The 17997-nt window shown below is 70.7% G+C and carries 12 protein-coding genes and 1 pseudogene; 10 read left to right on the forward strand and 3 right to left on the reverse strand.

Going from position 1 to position 17997, the window contains the following annotated elements:
- Position 1: 1 nt before the first annotated feature.
- From ACYQ8Q_RS06905 to ACYQ8Q_RS06925, 5 genes and pseudogenes are all read left to right on the forward strand, one after another.
- Positions 2-3075 (forward strand): annotated as a pseudogene (locus tag ACYQ8Q_RS06905) (sarcosine oxidase subunit delta family protein).
- Complete coding sequence (locus ACYQ8Q_RS06910) at positions 3065-3658, forward strand: sarcosine oxidase subunit gamma (RefSeq protein WP_460062806.1); 594 nt, start codon at positions 3065-3067, stop codon at positions 3656-3658. The pseudogene ACYQ8Q_RS06905 and the gene ACYQ8Q_RS06910 overlap by 11 nt, the downstream one beginning before the upstream one ends.
- The gene (purU, locus tag ACYQ8Q_RS06915) at positions 3655-4518 is read left to right on the forward strand and encodes a formyltetrahydrofolate deformylase (RefSeq protein ID WP_460062808.1); all 864 of its coding nucleotides are present in this window, start codon (positions 3655-3657) and stop codon (positions 4516-4518) included. Before ACYQ8Q_RS06910 ends, purU begins: the two co-directional genes overlap by 4 nt.
- 17 nt (positions 4519-4535) lie before the next feature.
- Positions 4536-5402: a bifunctional methylenetetrahydrofolate dehydrogenase/methenyltetrahydrofolate cyclohydrolase gene (locus tag ACYQ8Q_RS06920; protein ID WP_460062810.1), complete on the forward strand. Its 867-nt coding sequence runs from the start codon at positions 4536-4538 to the stop codon at positions 5400-5402.
- Positions 5403-5468: 66 nt separating this feature from the next.
- A complete protein-coding gene (locus tag ACYQ8Q_RS06925) occupies positions 5469-5918 on the forward strand; it encodes a hypothetical protein (protein ID WP_460062811.1) in 450 nt (149 codons plus the stop codon).
- Here ACYQ8Q_RS06925 and ACYQ8Q_RS06930 read toward each other — a convergent pair.
- The gene (locus tag ACYQ8Q_RS06930; protein ID WP_460062813.1) at positions 5908-7035 is read right to left on the reverse strand and encodes a TIR domain-containing protein; all 1128 of its coding nucleotides are present in this window, start codon (positions 7033-7035) and stop codon (positions 5908-5910) included. The two genes, ACYQ8Q_RS06925 and ACYQ8Q_RS06930, sit on opposite strands and share 11 nt — an antisense overlap.
- A gap of 303 nt (positions 7036-7338) precedes the next feature.
- Between ACYQ8Q_RS06930 and ACYQ8Q_RS06935 the strand changes: the two genes are divergently transcribed.
- The 4 genes from ACYQ8Q_RS06935 to ACYQ8Q_RS06950 all read left to right on the forward strand — a co-directional run bounded on the left by ACYQ8Q_RS06935 (position 7339) and on the right by ACYQ8Q_RS06950 (position 15026).
- Positions 7339-8493: an FxsB family cyclophane-forming radical SAM/SPASM peptide maturase gene (locus ACYQ8Q_RS06935; protein ID WP_460062814.1), complete on the forward strand. Its 1155-nt coding sequence runs from the start codon at positions 7339-7341 to the stop codon at positions 8491-8493.
- A gap of 267 nt (positions 8494-8760) precedes the next feature.
- A complete protein-coding gene (gene fsxC / locus ACYQ8Q_RS06940) occupies positions 8761-10068 on the forward strand; it encodes an FxsC protein (RefSeq protein ID WP_460062816.1) in 1308 nt (435 codons plus the stop codon).
- Between the two features lie 16 nt (positions 10069-10084).
- Positions 10085-14035 carry an FxSxx-COOH system tetratricopeptide repeat protein gene (gene fxsT / locus ACYQ8Q_RS06945; protein WP_460062817.1) on the forward strand — a complete coding sequence of 1317 codons (3951 nt, stop codon included), beginning with the start codon at positions 10085-10087 and terminating at the stop codon, positions 14033-14035.
- Positions 14036-14336: 301 nt separating this feature from the next.
- Complete coding sequence (locus ACYQ8Q_RS06950; protein WP_460062818.1) at positions 14337-15026, forward strand: hypothetical protein; 690 nt, start codon at positions 14337-14339, stop codon at positions 15024-15026.
- Positions 15027-15065: 39 nt separating this feature from the next.
- Here ACYQ8Q_RS06950 and ACYQ8Q_RS06955 read toward each other — a convergent pair whose 3' ends face one another.
- Entirely contained in the window at positions 15066-15929 is an 864-nt protein-coding gene (locus ACYQ8Q_RS06955) for a pirin family protein (RefSeq protein ID WP_460073206.1), read from the reverse strand.
- A gap of 103 nt (positions 15930-16032) precedes the next feature.
- Here ACYQ8Q_RS06955 and ACYQ8Q_RS06960 point away from each other — a divergent pair, with 103 nt between their 5' ends.
- Positions 16033-16494: a carboxymuconolactone decarboxylase family protein gene (locus ACYQ8Q_RS06960; RefSeq protein WP_460062820.1), complete on the forward strand. Its 462-nt coding sequence runs from the start codon at positions 16033-16035 to the stop codon at positions 16492-16494.
- Between the two features lie 24 nt (positions 16495-16518).
- Here the strand turns inward: ACYQ8Q_RS06960 and ACYQ8Q_RS06965 are convergent, their stop codons facing one another.
- Positions 16519-17874: a dihydrolipoyl dehydrogenase family protein gene (locus tag ACYQ8Q_RS06965; RefSeq protein WP_460062821.1), complete on the reverse strand. Its 1356-nt coding sequence runs from the start codon at positions 17872-17874 to the stop codon at positions 16519-16521.
- Between the last annotated feature and the right edge of the window lie 123 nt (positions 17875-17997).

Below are 17997 nucleotides of genomic sequence, written 5' to 3' on the forward strand. Positions count from 1 at the left end.
GATGCAACTCATCGTCTGCCCCTGGTGCGGCGCGCGCGAGGAAGCCGAGTTCCACTACGGCGGACAGGCGCACGTCCCCTACCCCGCGACCCCCGCCGACCTCGACGACGAGCAGTGGGCCCAGTACGTCTTCTTCCGCGACAACCCCAAGGGCCCGTTCGCGGAGCGGTGGATGCACGCCGCCGGCTGCCGCCGCTGGTTCAACGCCCTGCGCGACACCGCCACCCACCAGTTCCTGTCCGTCCACCGCATGGGTGAGGAGCCCCGCACATGAGCAACGCGTTCCGTGTCGACGCCCTCGGCTCCGTGGACCGCGACAAGTCGCTGTCCTTCACCTTCGACGGCCGCGAGTACACCGGCCACCCGGGCGACACCCTCGCCTCGGCCCTGCTGGCCAACGGGGTCCACCATGTGGCCACCAGCATCAGGTACGGACGGCCGCGCGGCATCATGACCGCGGGCGTCGAGGAGCCCAACGCCCTCGTACAGATCGAGTTCCCTTTCCCCGAGCCCATGCTCACGGCCACGACCGTCGAGTTGTACGACGGGCTCGTCGCCCGGGGATTGTCGGGCCAGGGGCGGCTGAGCACCGAGCCCGACACCGCCCGGTACGACACCGTGCACGCACACTGTGACGTGCTGGTCGTCGGCGCCGGTCCGGCCGGACTGGCCGCCGCCCTGACCGCCTCGCGGGCCGGTGCTCGGGTTGTCGTGGTCGATGAACTTCCTTCCTTCGGGGGCTCGTTGGCGAGCACGGCAGCCGCTTCCGAGTGGGTCGCCGACGTCACGGACGAGCTCTCTGCGAACGCCGATGTCCGGCTCCTCCGGCGGACCACGGCGATCGGTTGCCACGACGACGGTCTCGTCCTCGCCCTGGAGAAGCGCACCGACCATCTCGGCGCGGCCGCGCCCGCCCATGTCTCCCGTCAGCGCGTCTGGCGGATCCGGGCCAGGCAGGTCGTGTTCGCCACCGGCGCCTACGAGCGGCCGATCGCGTTCGACGACAACGACCGTCCCGGCATCATGCTCGCGGGGTCGGCCCGTACGTATCTGGGCCGTTTCGGCGTACTCGCGGGCCGTGAGGTCGTCGTGTTCACCACGAACGACAGCGCCTACCTCGCGGCGACCGAACTGGCCGACGCCGGTGCGCGCGTGCGCACGGTGATCGACGCCCGCAGCGAGGTGCCGGGCCGCTGGCTGGACGCCTGTGCCGCGCGGGGGATCGAGGTGCGGGCCGGGCAGGTGGTGTCCGGGACGAGCGGTGCCGAGCGGATCACCGGGGTGCGGGTCGGGGACGAGGAGATCGGCTGCGATCTGCTGCTGGTGTCGGGGGGGTGGAATCCGGCGGTGGCGCTGTTCAGCCAGGCTCGGGGGACGCTTCGGTACGACAGCGTGCTCGGTGGCTTCGTTCCGGCGGGCGCGCTGGACACCGTACGAACCGCTGGTGCCGCCCGTGGGGTTCTCGGGTCGGCCGAGGTTCTGTCGGACGGTGTGGAGGCGGCCCTCGGTGCGCTGGCGGCGCTCGGAAGGACCGCAGGACGGCCCGTGGCTCTGCCGGCCGTCGGCGACGAGCCCGCGGGCGCACCGGGCGCGGTGCTCTGGCAGGTTCCCGGCTCCGACGACGCCCAGTTCGTCGACCTCCAGCGCGACCAGACCGTCGCGCACGTCCTCCGGGCCACCGGGGCGGGCCTGACCTCGGTGGAGCACGTCAAGCGGTACACCACCATCGGGACCGCCCACGACCAGGGCCGTACGTCGGGGGTGTTGACCTCGGGCATCATCGCCGCGGCGCTGGGCGTCGACATCGCCGAGCTGGGCACCCCCCGGCTCCGGCCGCCCACGCTGCCGGTGGCGTTCGCCGCGTTCGCCGGACGCAACCGCGGTGAGCTGTTCGACCCGGTCCGGGTGACGTCCCTGCACGGGTGGCACGTCGAGCACGGCGCGCTCTTCGAGAACGTCGGCCAGTGGAAGCGGCCGTGGTACTACCCCGTCGGCGGGGAGAGCATCGAGGAGGCCGTGCTGCGGGAGTGCCGGGCGACCCGTGCGGGCGTCGGCATGATGGACGGCTCCACCCTCGGCAAGATCAGCGTCCAGGGCCCGGACGCCGGCGAACTGCTGGACCGGCTCTACACCAACGTGATGAGCTCGCTGAAGGTCGGCCGGGTCCGCTACGGCGTGATGTGCGGTGTCGACGGCATGGCACTCGACGACGGAACCGTCCTGCGCCTGGCCGAGCGGGAGTTCCTGGTCACGACGACCACCGGCAACGCCGCCAAGGTGCTGGACTGGATGGAGGAGTGGCTCCAGACGGAGTGGCCCGAGCTGCGGGTCCATCTCACCTCCGTCACCGAGCACTGGGCGACGATCCCGCTGGTCGGGCCGCGCTCGCGCGACGTCCTGGCCCTGGTGGCGCCCACCCTCGACGTGAGCAACGCCGCCTTCGGGTTCATGACCTGGCAGGACACCGTCGTGGCGGACGTGCCCGCCCGGGTGGCCCGGATCAGCTTCTCCGGTGAACTCGCCTACGAGGTCAACGTCCCCGCCTGGTACGCGCGCACGGTGTGGGAGGCGCTGTACACGGCGGGCGGCCCCTTCGGCATCACGCCGTACGGCACGGAGACCATGCATGTGCTGCGCGCGGAGAAGGCGTACCCGATCATCGGGCAGGACACCGACGGCACGATCACCCCGCAGGACCTCGGCATGTCCTGGGTGGTGTCCAGGAAGAAGGAGGAGTTCGTCGGCAGGCGGTCCTTCGACCGGGCCGAGAACCGGCGCACCGACCGCAAGCAACTGGTGGGACTGCTGCCCGTCGACGAACGCACCCTGCTGCCGGAGGGCGCGCAGATCATCGCGACCGAGACCGTGCCGGCGCCGCCGGTGCCCATGCTCGGGCACGTCACCTCCAGCTACCGCAGTGACGCCCTGGGCCGCACCTTCGCGCTCGCCCTGCTGCGCGGCGGCACCCGGCGCGTCGGCGAGACCCTCTACGTCCCGCTGGAGGACCGCACCGTCGCGGTGACCGTGACCGACCCCGTGCTCTACGACAAGGAGGGAACCCGCCGTGACGGTTGACGCCCCCGCCCGTTTCAGCCCGCTCGCCGACTGGCAGGAGGCCTTCGGCGCGCTGCCCGACGGCTTCCAGGTCCGGGAGCTGCCCTGCCTCACCCAGCTCACCCTGCGGGTGACCGCGGACAGCCCCGCGGCGAAGGCAGTCGAGTCGGTGCTCGGCATCCGGCTGCCGTCCGCCTCGCGCGCGGAGATGTCCGGCGAGGTGAAGGCCCTGTGGCTGGGCCCCGACGAATGGCTGCTGGTCGCACCGGCCGACACCGGTGAGGAGCTGATCGGGCGGCTGAGGTCGGCGATCGGCGAGGAGTTCGCCACCGTCACCGACGTCTCCGCGCAGCGCACGGTGCTGTCCCTGCGGGGCGGCCTCACCCGCGAGATCCTGGCGCAGGGCTGTGCGATCGACCTGGATCCCCGGGTGGCCCCGGTCGGGTCCTGCTACACCACCCTGCTCGCGCAGACGGGGATCACGCTGGTCGTCCGGGCCGAGGCCGCCACCAGCGTGTGGCTGCTGGTCCGTTCCTCCTTCGCCCCGTACGCGGCGGCGTGGCTGGTCGACGCGGCCACCGAGTACACCGGAGGGACCCAATGACCGCCATGAGCAACCGGTTCGTCCTGACCCTGAGCTGCCCCGAGCGCTCCGGCATCGTCAACGCCGTGACGGGCTTCCTCGTCCGGCACAGCTGTGACATCACCGAGCACCAGCAGTTCGACGACCCCGACCACGGCCAGGTCTTCCTGCGCACCGGCTTCACGAGCATCGACGGGACGATCACCCTGGACGGGCTGAAGGAGGAGTTCGCGTCGATCGCGGACACCTACGGGATGCAGTGGGAGCTGCGGGACGCCACAGCGAAGGTCCGTGTCCTGGTGATGGTGTCGAAGTTCGACCACTGCCTGGCGGATCTGCTCTACCGCTGGCGCAGCGGCACGCTCGACGCCGACCTCGCGCTCGTCGTCTCCAACCACCCCGATCTGAAGCCCCTGGCGGACGCGGCCGGCCTCCCCTTCGCGCACATCCCGGTCACCGCCGCGACCAAGCAGCGGGCGGAGGCCCGGCTGCTGGAACTCGTGGACACGCACGACATCGACCTGGTGGTGCTGGCCCGCTACATGCAGATCCTCTCGGACGACCTGTGCAAGGCCCTCGAAGGCCGGGCGATCAACATCCACCACTCGTTCCTGCCGAGCTTCGTGGGCGCCAAGCCCTACCACCAGGCGTACCAGCGCGGGGTGAAGCACGTGGGCGCGACGGCCCACTACGTCACGGCCGACCTGGACGAGGGGCCGATCATCGAGCAGGAGGTGATCCGCGTCGACCACCGGCTCTCCGCGGACCAGCTCGTCCTGGTCGGCCGGGACGCCGAACGAACCGCCCTGGCCCGGGCGGTCAACTGGCACTGCCAGAACCGCATCCTGCTGCACGGCAACCGCACGGTCATCTTCAGCTGACACGGAAGGCGTCCACCATGTCCACCGCGACCGTACTCTCCGGCTCCGCAGTCGCCGCGGAGATCAAGCGTGAACTCGCCGACCGGGTCGCCGCCCTGCGGGACCGCGGCATCGTCCCCGGCCTGGGCACGATCCTCGTCGGCGACGACCCCGCCAGCCACGCGTACGTGGGCGGCAAGCACCGGGACTGTGCCGAGGTCGGCATCGCCTCGCTCCGGGTCGACCTGCCGGCCTCCGCCACCCAGGCCGACGTCGAGGCCGCCGTCCTGCGGCTCAACGCCGACCCGGCGTGCACGGGCTTCATCGTGCAGCTGCCGCTGCCCGCCCCTCTCGACATGCACGCCGTGCTGGAACTCGTCGACCCCGACAAGGACGCCGACGGTCTCCATCCGACGAACCTCGGCCGGCTGGTGCTGGGCGTCCCCGCGCCCCTGCCGTGCACGCCCCGGGGCATCCTGGATCTGCTGCGGCGGCATCAGGTCCCCATCACCGGTGCCCAGTTCTGTGTGATCGGGTGTGGTGTGACCGTGGGCCGGCCCCTCGGGCTGATGCTCACCCGGCGCACCGAACACGCCACGGTCACCCTCTGCCACGAGGCGACCCGTGACATCGCCGCGCACACCCGTGAGGCGGATGTCGTCGTCGCCGCGGCAGGCGTGGCGCATCTGGTCCAGCCCCACTGGATCAAGCCCGGCGCGACGGTGCTGTCCGTCGGGCTCACCCGGACCGTGGAGGGCATCCTCGGCGATGTGCACCCCGACGTCGACCGGGTGGCCGGCACCCTCACCCGGCCGGTCGGCGGCGTGGGACCGATGACCCGCGCCATGCTGCTCACGAACATCGTCGAAGCGGCGGAGCGCCGGGCCGCGCCGGACGAAGGGTGATCCAGGCTGTGTGCCGCACCCGTCGGACTACCTAGAATGAGGGCACTGCGGCATGGGGGGGGACTGATGACCACGCTGGGCGAGGCGAGTTCGGGGGCCGTGAACGGACCGATGCCGTTGAGTGAAGAACGGCTCAGGCATCTGGAGTTCCTGCAGGCGGTCATCACGCGGCTGTCGAACCATTCGTTCCTGGTCAAGGGATGGGCTCTGACTCTGGCGGCCGGATTCTTCGCCGTCTCCTCCGGCCAGCAGAGCTGGCAGGTGGCGGCGAGCGGGCTCGTGCCCCTGGGCTGCTTCTGGTTCCTGGACGGGCTGTTTCTCCGCCAGGAGCGCCTCTACCGGTTACTGTACGACGACGTGCGGCGCCCCGCGGTCGAGGTGGAGCCGCTGTCCATGAACGTGGGACCGTACCTGGGGCGGATCAGCTGGTTCGAGGCGACGTTCTCCTGGACCCTCCGGCTCTTCTACGGTGCGTTGCTGCTCGCCGACGTGGCGCTCGTCGCCCTCACCCTGTGACGAGCTGGTCCGCCGCCACTCCCCCTGCCGCGTCCCGGATTTCGGACACCGCGCTCCTGATGTAGTCGACCAGGTCCGGCAGGTCGCTCTCCCCGCCCTCCGGTTCCACGATGTAGACGGTCGCCTGGGACAGGAAGTCGGGAACGAACTCCTTACCGTGTTCGGGGAAGGACACCACGAGTATGCGCTCGTACCATTTACGGCGCTTGATCCGCTCATCGAGGATGAAGTCGGCCTCGTAGGCCACACCGTCGCCCTTGCCCGGTTCCTCCTCGTGCTCGGCGCGGCGCTTGTAGGCCGGTGAGGCAACCGTCACCACGAAGTCCGCTTCCTTGAACTCCTTGCGCATCCACCGCCCCCAGTGCTGAGGTCCCTTGCGGTGCGCCTCCGTGTCCAGCCGCGCGTCGATCCCCTCGGCCTGCAGCCGGTCGTGCAACGCCCTGACCCTGTTCTTGTGGAAGTCGCCGTCCTCTTCATGGGCATAGGAGATGAACACGCGCGGCCTGCCGGGGGCCTCGGTCACCGTCTTGCGCTGCCCGGGCAAGGAAGCGACCACAGGGGTCACGCCGCGCGGGAACGGCGTTTCCAATGGGGGCAGTTCGGCGACGGAGACCGCGGGCGGGCTGCTTTCGCGTCCGGCGCAGACGGCGGCGGCGATGGCGTCGACAGCCTTGCGGTACGCCTCGGAGCTCGGGCGCTCCTCGCTGAGAATGCCGTAGACGCCCTTGCAGGCGTAGCTGTCCGTGACCTCTCCGCTGAGAATGGGAGCGAAGGGGACGTTCGACGAGGGATCGGGCGGCCGCCAGCGGACCAGGACGAGGGCGGGCGGCGGGGAGGGGCGGAACTGAGCCGGCACCAGGTGCAGCCGGTACGCGAACACCGCCCAGTCGGATCCGCACCCCGTGTCGTCGCCATAGGCCGGTGAGCACAGGGCGACGAAGACCCGGGTCCCGGCGATCAGCGGACTGTTGGCGGCACCCTGGCCGCCGGGGCACATGGCCGCTTCGACCGCACGGCCCGTCCGCCGGGCCACCGCCTCGGCCAGGTCCGTGTGGAATCGCGCCGCATAGCCTTGATGCTCCGCGGCGGCGAAACTCGTGATGAAGTCGTTGACCATGTGCAACCCTTCACTGCCCTGGCCCCACGACAGCCGTGGTCACGCCAAATTGGGTCTGACGTTGGCCAGTTGGCCGCTCATGGGACACCGGTCGTTCCTCGTACGCTGAGCAGGGGGACACACACCGCCACGCCGTCCGCCGCTCCGGCGTGGTACCGAGCCGACCCCCGGGCGAGGAACGGGGGTCGGATGCAGGTAACTTCGCCGCGCCTTGAGACTACGACATCGACGGCCGTCGGTAACAGGCGTCAGGGGCCCACTTGGGACGACTCCACACCACCCCTGGATCATTGGCCACACCCATTGATTTCCGTCACTGAAGACGGTCGGACAACTCTCCGGGCCTTCGATCAATTCATCGTCAAACTGTGCAGCCGGTGCAATCTCTCGTGCGACTACTGCTACGTCTATGAATTGCGCGACTCCGGATGGCGGGAGCGGCCCCGGATCATGCCCGCGCCAGTCCGCGAACGGCTCGTCGCCCGCATCGTGGAGCATGTCCGAAGGCACCGTCCGGACCGGGTCCGTGTGCTCCTGCACGGCGGGGAACCGCTGCTCGCGGGCCCCGAGGTGATCGCCGAGTTCACCACGACGGTCCGCCGGGCCGTACGCGACACCGGGGCCGAGGTGGACCTGGCCCTGCAGACCAACGGCGTTCTGCTCACCGAGTCGCTCCTGGACCTGTTGCTGGAACTCGACGTGCGGGTGGGGGTCAGCCTGGACGGCTATGCCGAGACACACGACCGGCACCGGCATCGGTCCGGGGCGGGTCCCGGCACCGGCAGGGGCAGTCATGCCCGGGTGACGGCCGCACTCGCTCTGCTGGGCCGGGCACGCTACCGCCCCTTGTTCGGCGGCCTGCTGTGCACGATCGACCCGGCGAGCGACCCGGCGCGCACCTTCGACGCCCTGGCCGCCCACGGCCCGCCCGCGGCCGATTTCCTTCTGCCGCACGGAACCTGGGACCATCCACCGGCCGGTGCGGGGGGTGACGAGGCGCTGTACGGGAGGTGGCTGTGCACCGTCCACGACCGATGGCAGGAAGCCGGGCGGCCGATGCGGGTCCGGCTCTTCGAATCGGTCGACTCGCTGTCCCGGTACGGCGGTGGAAGCAGCAGCGAGGTGCTGGGCACCGTACCGGCGGCCGCCGTGGCGATCGAGACGGACGGTACGGTCGTGTGGACCGAGTCGCTCAACGCCGTCGCCGAGGGAGCGGCGAACACGGGCGGCACGATATTCAGCCACTCGTTCGACGATCTCCTGAGTCTTGCCTGTGCGCCGGAGTACGGCGTGGGCTCCCTGTGCCAGGAGTGCCGTGAGTGCCCTCTGGTGCGCGTTTGCGGTGGTGGACTGCGTGCCCACCGCTTCGGGCGCGGCCGGGGATTCGCCAATCCCTCCGTCTACTGCAAGGACATCTCCCTGCTCATCCGGCACATCGGCCCACGAGCGGATCAATGACCGGGTTTTCCCGGAACGCACCGCCGAAGAACACCGCCCACCAGCGCGCATGTACGACTCCGCGTGCCCTTTCGGACGGGAGAATGGGCCATGTCGGGTTTTCGGGGACGCCCAGCGGGCAAAGCCCATAACATGGAGGCCAATTGGTGTGGGGCGACGCACAACTGAAACCTACCTGCCGCAGTCCACGTCGATGTGGGTCCATGGACAACGACCAAACCGTGGTTGCAGCAGGAGGCAGGCCCTTGGGGGGATGCGATGGGGCCGTTGTTCTTTACCAGCTACGCCGGCGCGACCGGCGACAGAGGAGCGGTCCAGCGGTTCCACATCGATGTCCAGAACGAGATCTACAGCGTGCTGGGGCGCGCTCCCTCCGCCGAGGGTCGGCTGAAGCACCCTGAGCCCAGCTCGGGACCCGATCCCGCGGTTCTGGACTGCGGTGCTCTCCTGGTCCTCTACTCGGCGGAGTACGTGGACGACCCGCAGTGCGCCACGGAGTGGTCCGTCTTCGCCGAGCGCATGGACCGCCGCATGCGACGCACCGGGGAACAACCCGACTCCCTCGTCGGCGTCGTGTGGCGCCCGCAGGCACTGGTGCTTCCCCGTCCCGTGACCGCCGTTCAGCACATCGTCGACGAGGAGTACCAGGGGCCGGGTCTGCTGGGCCTCCAGCAGGACCCGCGCGGTCGCGGCCGCTACCACGGGATCGTGCGCCGGGTGGCCGTGCGGCTCTTACGCGCGGCCGAGTCACCGCCGCCGGTGATGTCCGGGCCGGAGAGCCGCGCAGTCACCCCACGGTTCGGTCCGGGTCGCGTGCCCCCCTGCGGGCGCCACGACGTGGTCGAGCCGACCGCCGTCCCTCCCGGGGCCCCGGCTCCGGCTGTCCAGCGCGACGAACGGTCCATGGTGCTCCTCCTGGTGGCCGGAACCGGGGACCGGATGCGGCACCTGCGCGGCCACCTCGACAGCTACGGGGAGTCCGCCGAGGAATGGCGCCCCTTTCACCCGCACAGCGAGGAGAACGTGGCCTCCACGGTCCGCTGGGCGGCACGGGCCTGCGGGGTCGGTCGGCTGGACGTCGTCGCAGCCGGCCCGGACGATCCGTTCCCCGACGCCATCGACGAGTCGGCGACGGTTCTCGTCGTGGTCGACCCCTGGCTGACGGGTGACCCGGGGTTCCGCGCCTTGTGGGAACGGATCGCGCGGTCCCGGGCGCGCGTTGCCGCGGTGGTCGTCGTGCTGCCCCGTACGGACGAGGAGAGCGCCGCCCACGCGAACCGGCTGCGCGAGTCGGTCTCCCGGACCCCGACACGGATGCTCGACGCGGCGCACCACGAGGCGGGCAGCCGGGAAGCGCTCGCGCACACCGTGGTCGCCGTCCTGGCCGACTCCTTCACCCGCCCCGACGACGACCCGGAAGGCACACGGGCCGCGACCGGCGAGCTGAGAATCGAAAGTCCCGCGGAACGGCGGGTCCGCAGGCAGCGGGAGCGCGTCGGCTGGCTGAGGCCCGACGCGAACCCGTGGCCTCCGGTACTGAGCAGAGCGCCCGGCAACGCGCCGGGCCCGGGCTGAACGTATGAGGCGGGGGATGAGAACCACAGGTTCGGCAAGGGCGGCGGGTTCGGCGAAGATCGTCACGTTCTACTCGTTCAAGGGCGGAGCCGGGCGCACGATGGCCTTGGCCAACACCGCCTGGATCATCGCCAGTCAAGGCAAGTCGGTGCTGGTCGTCGACTGGGATCTGGAGGCGCCCGACCTCCATCTCTATTACGGCGCGTTCCTGCCCGTCTCCGACCTCAGCTACTCCGACGGCGTGCTGGACATGTTCTCCGCCTTCGCCGGCGCGGCCGCCGCCGTCGGGGACGACGACTTACGGGCCCTGCACCCGCAGCACACCGACTTCGAGCGCTACCAGGTCGACCTGGACCATGCCTTTCCGAACGGCGGCCGGCTCCACTACATGGGCCCCGGGCGCTTGGACGACCAGTACGCCGACCGGCTGGCGGCCTTCAACTGGGCCGGGTTCCACACCAGCGACGACGGCCAGGACTTCCTGGAGGCGCTGCGGGAGCGTCTGCACGACAGCGACTACGACTACATCCTGATCGACAGCCGTACCGGTCTCTCCGACGGCGCCAGAATCTGCACGCTGGCCCTGCCCGACAAGGTCGTCATCGCCCTCACCATGAACCCGCAGGCCATCCAGGGCGCCCGCAGGATAGCCGAGCTCATCCAACGGCACCGGCAGGGTACCGAGCTGCACTTCGTGCAGATGCGGGTCGACCAGAACGAACGGGACCGGCTGGACCAGCGCTTCACCGAGGCACGCCAGGCCCTCGACCCGTATCTGCCCCTCACGGACGAGGACGCGCTCGCCACCTACTGGGGGCGGATGAGGGTGCCGTACGTGCCCTACTACACCTACGGCGAGGAACTCGCCGTGATGCGGGAGGATCCCCGGAACAGCGGCAGCATCGTGGCCGCCTATGTGGAGCTCGCCGAACGGATCACGGACGGTGGTGTCCGGGCCCACCAGCCCCCGTCGCCGTCCGACTACCGCGCCTATCGCCGACTCCTGGCGCAGCGCGAGCGACTCGACGCCGAGCAGGAGGCCAAGCCCTGCACGGCCACGCTGCTGCACGCCCCGGAAGACCAGCTGTGGGCCGACTGGATCGGCGAGGTGTTGCGGCCGACCCGGATCCACATCGTCCCGCCGGGCGACAAACCAGCTGACCTCCTGCCCGAGACCACCTACGTCCTCGCTCTGCTCTCCCCGCACCTCGCGAGGACGCATGCCGGTGAGACCGTCGCGCGTCTGAGCACCGGCGCACCCGTGGGCAGTGGACCCGGCGATCAGCGGATCATCGGCGTGCAGGTGGGCGTCGCACGGCTGGCACCGCACTTCGAGTTCGGCCGTCAGAACACCATCACGCTGGACGGCCAGAGCGAGGACACGGCCCGCCAGGAACTGCTGGGCCACTTCGGTCTGCCCGTCGATGCCGAGCCGGGGGCCGCCTGGACCGGGCCGCGCTTTCCCGGTCTGCGCCCGGCGGTGTGGAACCTGTCGATGCGCAACGCCGGGTTCGTCGGGCGCACCGACCAACTCGACGCACTTCGCCGAGGGTTCGACCTCTCCGGCGCGGACTACTCCCCGCCCCAGGTGCTGTGCGGCCTGACGGGCGTCGGCAAGTGGGAGATCGCCTCGGAGTACGCCCACCGGTTCGCCTCGCAGTACGACCTCGTGTGGTCGGTGCCGGCCGCGACCGCCGAGGGCATCCAGGACTCCCTCACCCGCCTGGCTCGCAAGATCAACGGAAGGAGCGCCGGCCGGCGCAGCAGCGAGGACTGGCAGACGCTGCTCGACGACCTGCGCCAGGGACGGCATCCGGAGCTGCGCCGATGGCTGCTCGTCTTCGACGGCGCCGTGGACCAGCAGGCGATCCAGGACTACATCCCCACCGGCGGCACGGGCCACGTACTGATCACCTCGACCCATATGGAGTGGGCGTCCCAGTACACGAGGCACCTCGTCGCCCCCTTCACTCCGGAGGAGAGCCTGGCGCTGCTCAGCCAGCGGCTGCACGGCCCCTCCGACGAGGAACTCCTGCGGCTCGCCGAGCGGCTGGGGCATCTGCCGATCGCGGAAGTGGCGGCTGCCGCGGTGCTGCGGACCTGCCCCCAGGACATCGACCCGTACATCGAGGTGCTCGACAGCGGACAGACGGCGTCCCAGGAAGCGGTCCTGCCCGAGTACCGGGACTTCGTCCATGTGTGCCGACTGGCCTATGACGACCTGCGTGAGCAGTGCCCGGCCGCAGCCCGGCTCCTGGACCTGTGCGCCTTCCTGTCGCCGAACGGTGTGGGGATGAACGTCGTCCAGTCGGACTGGATGGTCTCGCTGCTGAAGCCCTTCGATCCCGAGCTCGGCGACTCCGCCTTCACCCTGTACCGCCATCTCAATCTCCTCGGCAAGCAGGCGCTCGCCGTACAGGACCTCCCGTCCCAGACGCTCAGGATCCACCGCGTCGTCCAGGATCTGGTCCGCGGCTGGATGTCCGAGGAGGAACAGGTCTCCACCCGCGCCAAGGCGCTGGAGATCCTTGCCTCGATGGTGCCGAACGACCTCGAACGCCATCTGCCCAAGCACCACGACACCTTCACGGAGCTCGACAAGCACGTCCTGGTCTCCGGGGCCGTGGACAGTCCTGATCCGGAAGTCCACCGCTGGCTGGTGAGCCAGGTGTACCACCGCTGGATGTCGAACGACTGGAAGGGCGCCCGTGAGCTGGGCGAACGCGTCCTGGAACGCTGGCGGCAGAACCTGGGGCCGGAACACCTCATGGTGCTGCGCATGGAGTCCCAGCTCGGCGCTGCCTGCCGGCTCCTCGGCGACCACGGCACGGCGCTGGCGCTGACCACCCACGCCACGGCCACCCTGCGCAGGACCGGGAGCAGTGAGGCCGACGCCCTGCTGGCCCGCCGCGGCTACGCGGCCGATCTGCGTGCCGCGGGAAGGTTCCAGGAGGCGTTCGACGAGGACCGGGGGACCTTCTCGGGACTGCAGAACGCGATCGGTGAGAACGCCAACGGAACACTGGCCGCCTCCCACAACCTCGCCCTGTCCAAGTTCTACATGGAGTCGGTGGAGGCCGCCGTCCGGCAGGAGCAACAGGCACACGAGCGACGCGAACAGAGTGCGTCCGACAAGGAACCCGACCCCAAGCAGTGGATGTCGTACGCGCACCTCGGTACCTACTACCGGGAGTTGGGTGAGCTGGACCTCTCCGAGCGGTATCTGACCGAGGCCCGCAACCACCTGAACAAACTGCTCGATCCCCACTCGCACCACACACTCGGTGCCGTCGCCAGCCTGGGCATGACCATGGTGCGCCAGGGCGACGTCCTGCACGGCCTGCCCTTGCTGAAGGACGCGTACGTCGCCTACCGCGACCGGTGGGGCGAGGAGCATCCCCGCACGATGTCCTGCCGGATGTCTCTCGCCATCGGTCTGCACGCCCAGGGCCGGAACGCGGACGCCGTGGCCTATACCCAGGACGTACTGGACCACTACGCGGGCATGTACGGTGACGACCACCCCTTCACCGGCATCTGCCGCAGCAATCTCGCGATGTACCTGCTGGCCTGCGGAGCGGCGGAGGAGGCACATGAGCACGCGGGCAAGGCGGTGCTCCAGCTCAAGAGCACGTTCGATCGCAGGCACCGCTACACGCTGGTCGCGCGGATGAACCAGAACAACTGCGAGGCCGCACTCGGTCGTCTGTCCGTGGAACTGGCCCACGAGGACCAGGACATCCATGACGCCTGCAGGAAACGGGCCGCGTGGGGCGAGAGCCACCCGGTCACGCTGACCGCCATGGCGAACATGCTCGCCTCGCGCCCGTCGCCCGACGCCGAACTCGCGGCCGGCCTGGAGCGCAAGGTCGCCGAATCCTTCCCGAAGAACCACGGGCTCGCCGTGGCACTGCTGGCCGAGCCGTATCAGAGAATCGGCGCCGATCTGGAGGTGCAGGGTGTCTGACCCTTCCCACGCCCCCGCGTACCCCCCGGCGCACGAACTGGACGGAGTGAATCAGCGCATGGACGAAATCGACTTACAGCTCCAGCGGATACTGCAGTCATGGGGTCTGACACAGCTCGCATTCTACGATCGTGACCGGGCGAGAGTATTCACGACCGAAAGTCCGCGGACACCGCCGGAATTCCCGGCCGAGTCGGCATCCCGCCGTCTTGAACGAGCGGGAAGGCAGCTCTTCTACATCCTTGAGGAACTCGCTCCGGATTTCGCGGAACTACGCACCGGCGCACTCATACGCACGGTCGTGCGCGTTCCGACCGGAGCGCTTCTGTACCAGTCCCTCGACGCCGGACTTCACCTGTGCTGCGCCACGCCCCGAAACCGGGTCACCGAGCTGATCACCCGTATGACGGAGGGCATCGACGACCTCGGACCCGCCATCCGCTACAGCATGTCGCCGCGCCGCTCGTACCTGAACCGGTACTCCGCCACGGCTGCCGCTTCGATACGGCGGTCCGCCCTCGCGCACGTCCCCGAGGCCGACGACGTCTCCGAGGTCAGCCCTTACACGGTGGACTCCGCCCCGGACACGGCCGCAGGAGTCACCGGCCTGCTGCGCGCGGCCCTCGGCGTGGAGGGCCTGCACTACCTGGCCTACTACGCCGCCGGCGTGCCCAGCTGCACGGTCGACATCCTCCGCCACCCCGCCCTGCACACCTACTTCGGCGGGTTCACCACCCCCCAGCGGCGTCGGGACAGGTACAGCCTGCTGGGACAGCTCCTGCCGGGCGTCACCGGCCGGATGAACAGTTCCCTGGACGCCCTTCTGGAGGGCCAGATCCACCAGATCGTCCTGACCATGGAGCAGGGAGCCGTCTACTTCCAGCATCTCGGGGACCGTCACTACCTGCTCGGCATCTCCCTGGACCACTCGCGGCCGGCGGAGGCGGATCTCCACATCGAGCGGCTGGGGAGCGAACTGACGAGCGAGTAGCGCGCCGCGGCCCGCTGGGCCCGGTCTTCTCGGTGCCGGTCAGCGGGCCCTGCGCCGCGGCCTCAGTGCCACCGTGGGCAGCTCGGGAGCCGGCAGTGGTGCGCCGTCGTACCCCTCCACCTCACCGAACCGGGGCCCGCCGAGCTCGGCCATCCAGTCGGCGCGGGCCCTGACGACCTCGTCGTGGGTGCGGCAGACGAAGTTCCACCACATGACGATCTCCTCGTCGAACGGCGGGCCGCCCAGGAGGACCACCCGGGCCGGGGCGGTGTCCGAGTCGTTGGTGAGGGTGAGGTGGTCGGGGCCGGGGTCGGCGCAGCCCAGTTCGGCGGGCTTCAGGGGGGTGCCGGCGAAGCGGACCGTGCCCGTGTCGACGAGGAGGCCGTGTTCGAAGGCGGGGTCGACGGGGAGGGTGAGGTCCGCTCCCGGGTCGAGGAGCAGTTCCGCGCCGAGGAGGGGGGTGAAGGTGCGGACTGGGGAGGTGGCTCCGGCGAGGGCGCCGAGGAAGACCCGCAAGGTGGCGCCGGGGAGGTGGACGGGCTCCGGTTCGTGGTGCTGGAAGTCGCGCGGGGCGTCGCGGTGGGCGTCGGGGAGTGCCACCCAGAGCTGGACGCCGTGCAGAACCGTGGTGCGCGGGGTGGAGACCTCGGTGTGGGCGATGCCGTGCCCGCCGGTCATGAGGTTGAGCTCGCCGGGACGGACGAAGGCATGGCTGCCGAGGCTGTCGCGGTGTTCGATCTCGCCGCTGAACAGCCAGCTGACGGTCTGCAGCCCGGTGTGCGGATGCGGGGCGACGTCCATGCCGCCGGTCGCGGCGACGTCGTCGGGGCCGTAGTGGTCGGCGAAGCACCAGGCGCCGATCAGGCTGCGCTGCCGTTGCGGGAGCGTACGGCGGACGGTCATGGCCCGGGGTCCGCCCAGGGGCACGTCACGCGGCGTGAGAACCTCCACCTTGCTCGGCTCGCTCACCACTGGGCCCCCTTCATGAATGGTTTGATATTCAACTATGGATTCACCTACGACTCGTCGGATCTTCATAGACAAGCAGAGCCCCAAGGCCTATCACGCGCTGGTGCAGACCTCCGAGGCCGTCCGGGCGACCGCCGCCGACGCGGGCCTGGAACGGTCCCTCGTGGAGCTCGTCAACCTGCGGGTCTCGCAGCTCAACGGCTGCGCCTTCTGCCTGGACGTGCACACCAGGGCGGCCGTGCGGGCCGGCGTGGAGACCCGGCGGCTCGGCGTGCTCGCCGCCTGGCGGGACACCGAGCTGTTCTCCCCGCCGGAGCGCGCGGCCCTGGCACTCGCCGAGGCGACCACCCACCCCACCGACGCCGGCGCCCAGGACGCCGCGTACGCCGAGGCCCGGGAGGTGCTCACCGACGACCAGATCTCCGCCGTCGTCTGGGTCGCCGTCACCATCAACGCCTTCAACCGGGTGTCCATCCTCAGCAAGCACCCCGTGCGCTGACCCCCGTGCGCCGACCCCGTCCGGTCAGCGCAGCCCCGCGAGCGCCGGTTCCACCGCGCGGTGGAACGTCGGGTACGTGTAGATCATGTGCCGCAGCCGCTCCACCGGGACCTCCGCGTGCACGGCGACGTTCAGGCCGTACAGCAGCTCACCGCCCGCGGGGCCGGCCGAGGTCGCGCCGACCAGGACGCCCCGGTCGGCGTCCTCGACCAGCTTGAGGAAGCCCTCGCCGCCCGGTCCGTGGATCCAGCCGCGGGTCGAGGCGGAGAGCGGGACCGACGACGTCCGCACTCGCAGACCCCGCTCACGGGCCTGGCGCTCGGTGAGGCCCACGGCCGCGATCTCCGGGTCGGTGAAGGTGACCCGGGGCAGGGCGCGGTAGTCGGCCTCGGGACCCGGCTCACCGAGGATGTCGCGGACGGCGATCTGCGCCTGGTACATGGAGACATGGGTGAAGGCCCCGCGTCCGGTGAGGTCGCCGACCGCCCAGAGGCCGTCCGCCGCCCGCATCCGTCCGTCCGTCGGAACCGCCGCGGCCGCGGGGTCGAGCCCGACCGTCTCCACGCCGAGGCCGCCGAGATCGGCGTACCGGCCGGCCGCCACCAGCAGGCGCTCGGCGGACAGCACCTCGTCCGCGACGTGTACGCCGAAACCGTCCTCGTCGTGGGTGATCCGACGGGCCCTCACCCCGGTCAGGACCGTCACGCCGTCCGCCCTCAGCGCCTTCGCCGCCAGCTCTCCCGCCTCCGGCTCCTCGTGCGACAGCAGCCGCTCCCGCCCCTCCAGCACCGTGACCCGGCAGCCGAACCGGGCGAAGACCTGGGCCACTTCGACGCCCACCGCGCCCCCGCCCAGCACGATCATCGAGGCGGGCAGCTCCTTGGCGGCCATCGCGTCCCGGTTGGTCCAGTACGGGGTCCCGGCCAGCCCCGGCACCGAGGGGATCCGGGGGCGGCCACCGGTGGCGAGCACCACCCCCCGGCGGGCCTCGAAGGTGCGGTCCCCGACCGTCACCCGGCGCTCCCCGGCGAGGCGTCCGGTGCCCCGGACCAGCCGGCCGCCCCTGCCCTCCAGCCGCTCGGCCGCCACCTGGTCGTTCCAGTCGTCGGTGGCCTCGCGCCGGATGCGGTCGGCGACCCTCGACCAGTGGGGCGTCGCGCTCGCCGGGCCCGCCAGCGCGGGCGTCCGGCACACCTCGGCGACCAGGTTCGCGGCCCGGATCATCATCTTGCTGGGCACACAGCCCCAGTACGGGCACTCCCCGCCCACCAGCTCCGCCTCGACGCCCACGACGTCCAGACCCGCCTCGGCCAGGGTGCCCGCGACATGCTCGCCGCCCGGCCCCAGGCCCACGACGACCACGTCCACCTGCTCGTCCATGCCCCTGCCCTTCCTGTGCCCACGCCTTCGCGCGTACGGCCGCACGTCCGGCCGCCCGGCCCGCCGCGCCCCGACGCTAGAGCCGCCGGGGGCACCGCTCGTGTCCCTGCGTGCACGGGCACC

The sequence above is a fragment of the Streptomyces sp. YKOK-I1 genome, from assembly GCF_054660435.1.